The sequence below is a fragment of the Inquilinus sp. OTU3971 genome (genome assembly GCF_038440215.1).
The window spans coordinates 1-3,215 of record NZ_JASATH010000364.1 but is presented as its reverse complement, the minus strand read 5'-3'; the positions used below and the strand labels follow the sequence as shown (position 1 = coordinate 3,215).

At 71.2% G+C, this 3,215-nt stretch carries 3 protein-coding genes; 2 read left to right on the top strand and 1 reads right to left on the bottom strand.

Going from position 1 to position 3,215, the window contains the following annotated elements; translation table 11 throughout:
* Positions 1-154: 154 nt before the first annotated feature.
* Positions 155-628 (bottom strand): Lrp/AsnC family transcriptional regulator, encoded by a 474-nt coding sequence (locus AAHM41_RS39625; RefSeq protein ID WP_342242147.1) that lies wholly within the window; start codon positions 626-628, stop codon positions 155-157.
* A gap of 158 nt (positions 629-786) precedes the next feature.
* On the opposite strand from AAHM41_RS39625, the gene AAHM41_RS39620 reads away from it, so the two are divergent.
* Together AAHM41_RS39620 and AAHM41_RS39615 are read left to right on the top strand one after the other, a co-directional pair.
* Positions 787-2,877, top strand: coding sequence for a transketolase C-terminal domain-containing protein (locus AAHM41_RS39620; protein ID WP_342242146.1), 2,091 nt, complete (start codon positions 787-789; stop codon positions 2,875-2,877).
* Between the two features lies 1 nt (position 2,878).
* Positions 2,879-3,215 (top strand): lipoyl domain-containing protein (locus tag AAHM41_RS39615; RefSeq protein WP_342242145.1); only part of this gene is annotated, 337 nt, incomplete at its 3' end.

The following is a 3,215-nucleotide window of genomic DNA, read 5'->3' as shown; positions in this document are numbered from 1 at the left end:
GCCACCTGCGCCCCCCCCACCCCCTAAAGCGCTGCGCTTTTTCCACCTCTTCCCACGTTGCGGTGGGGGGCAACCGGGCGCAGTTCCCCCTCTCCCCGGGTTGTGGGAGAGGCCGGCCGCCTTGGCGACGGGAGGGTGAGGGGGTGGCTCCGCCTCAGACCGGGATCGCCACGCTGTTCTTGATCTCGCGCAGGGCGAAGTTCGAGCTGATGTGCTGCACCGCCGGGCTGGTGAACACCACCTCCTTCAGGAACTTCTCGTAGTCCAGCGGGCTGCGGGTCACGATCCGCAGGATGTAGTCGGCCGAGCCGGTCATCGAATAGAACTCCAGCACCTCCGGCCGCTCGGCGATCTTGCGCTCGAAGGCCTCGATCTGCTCGCCATCGTGCTTGGCCAGGGTGACATGGGCGAAGGCGGTCTCGCCGTAGCCCAGCCGGGCGGGATCGACCCGGGCGACGTAGTCCTTGATCACGCCGCGCTCCTCCAGCGCTTTCAGCCGCCGCCAGGTCGGCGAGGTCGACAGGCCGACCGCGTCGGCGAGCTCCTGCACGCTCTGCCGGGCGTTGCGCTGCAGCGCCGCCAGGATGGCGCGCTCGAACCGGTCCAGCTCCTCGGCATCGGCAGGCATGAATCCTCCTCGATCCTCACAATCCGGGCAAATCATACCTGATGCTGGGCGGTTTGGCGCCGACATCGGCAAAACTTTTCCCCGATCTCGGCGCATCCTTTTCCTGGAGATGCGCGCTTTGCGCGTCCGGTCGGAATGCCCAGCGGAAGGACGACCCGGTGACAGCTCTCGCCTACCAGCAGCCCCGCCTCCTGGCGAACGCGCCCGATCCCGACTTCGACTGGCGCCGCGTCGCCCATCTGCTGCACCTCTCCCGCGCCCTCGACGCGCTGGAGGAGACGATGCTGGCGCCGCAGAAGAAGGTGCTCTACCAGTTTTCCGCCCGCGGCCACGATTTGGCGCAGATCCTGCTGGGCACGCGGCTGACCGATCCGCGCGACGCGGTCTCCGGCTATTACCGCTCCCGCCCGATCCTGCTGACGCTCGGCGTCGACCTGGTGGACGCGCTCGGGTCGTCCATGGCGCGGGACGGCGGCTATTCCGCCGGCCGCGACATCGGCGTGGTGTTCAACTTCCCCAATCCGGCCGGCCCCTCGGCGCTGCCGATGTGCGGCGGCGTCGGCACCCAGTACACCCCGGCCGCCGGCTGGGCCCAGGCGCTCGAGTACGGCCGCACCGTGCTGCACGACCCGGCCTGCGAGCGGGCCATCGCCGTGGTGCTGGGCGGCGACGCCTCGGTCGCCACCAACGGCTTCTGGTCGGCGCTGACCATCGCCACCACCCAGCGCCTGCCGGTGCTGTTCCTGATCGAGGACAATGGCTACGGCATCTCGGTGCCGTCGCGGTTCCAGACCCCGGGCGGCGATATCGCTGCCAACCTCGCCAGCTTCCGCGGCCTGCACATCCTGGCCGGCGACGGCACCGACCCGGCCGAGACGGCGCGGCTGGCCGATGCCGCCGTCGCCCATGTCCGCGGCCGCAAGGGCCCGTGCCTGCTGCGGCTGAGCGTGCCGCGGCTGGAGGGCCACAGCTTCCAGGACACCCAGGCCTACAAGCCGGCCGAGACCGTGGCGGCGGAATGGGCCCGCGACCCGCTGCCGAAGCTGAAGCAGTTCCTGGTGCCGGCGGTCATGGAGGCGGCGGAATGGGACGCGCTTGCCGCCGAGGCCGAGGCGCAGGTCGAGGCGGCGCGGGCCCGGGCCGAGGCGCGCCCCGCTCCCGATGCGGCGTCGGTGACGCGTCACGTCTTCTTCGAGGGCGAGGCCCAGACCATGGGTGGCCTGCGCGGCGAGGGCATCGTCCCGGCCGTGGGAAGGGACACGCCGCAGCCGGACGGACCGCGGATCAACATGGTCGCCGCCATCCGCCGCGTCCTGGACCATGAGCTGTCGGTCAATCCGCGCATGGTCATGCTGGGCGAGGATATCGGGCCCAAGGGTGGGGTCCATGCCGTGACACTGGGGCTGCAGGAGAAGTTCGGCGCCGACAGGGTGATGGACACCAGCCTGTCGGAGGAGGGCATCGTCGGCCGCGCCGTCGGCATGGCGCTGGCCGGCCTGCTGCCGGTGCCGGAGATCCAGTTCCGGAAGTACGCCGACCCGGCGGCGGAGCAGATCAACGATTGCGGCACGATGCGCTGGCGCACCAACAACCGCTTCGCCGCGCCGATGGTGCTGCGCATGCCGGTCGGGTTCCTCAGATGCGGCGATCCCTGGCACAGCCAGACCAACGAGGTGCAGTTCGTGCACGCTCCCGGCTGGAAGGTGGCGGTGCCGTCCAATGCCGAGGACGCGGTCGGCCTGCTGCGCGCGGCGCTGCGCGGCGACGACCCGGTGATGTTCCTCGAGCATCGCGCCATGCTCGACGCTCCTTCCGCCCGCCGGCCCTATCCGGGCGACGATTATATGCTGCCCTTCGGTCGGGCCCGGACCACGATGCAAGGCACCGACCTGACCATCGTCACCTGGGGCGCGATGGTCGAGCGGGCGGAGGCGGCGGCGCGGGCCAGCGGCCGCTCGGTCGAGGTGATCGACCTGCGCACGCTGATGCCGTGGGACAGCGCGGCGGTGCTGGCCTCGGTGGCGCGTACCCGGCGCTGCCTGATCGTGCATGAGGATCTGCGCACCGGCGGCTTCGGGGCGGAGATCGCGGCGGTGGTGGCGGACGAGGCGTTCATGGACCTCGACGCCCCGGTGGCGCGGCTGACCATGCCGGACATCCCCAGCCCGCACAATCCGGTGCTGCTGGACGCCGCGGTGCCGTCGGTCGACCGCATCCGCGACAAGATCCTCGCGCTGACCGGGTTCTGACATGGCCGACATCATCGAGGCGGCGGTCGACGTGTTCGCGCCGGTGCAGCAGGAGGGGACCAAGGCGGCGGTGCGGGCCTGGCTCGCGGCCGTGGGCGACACGGTGCGCGAGGGCGACCCGCTGGTCGAGCTGGAGACCGACAAGGTCACGGTCGAGGTCCCGGCCCCGGCCTCCGGCACGCTGGTCGAGATCCTGATCGCGACCGACCAGGACGCGGCGCCCGGCGCGGTGCTGGGACGGATCGGGGCAGGTATTTCCGAGGTCCAATCTTCTATAGTCCCCCCTCCCCTTGCGGGAGGGGGGCAGGGGGAGGGGTCTGGGGCCGGCCCCCCGGCGA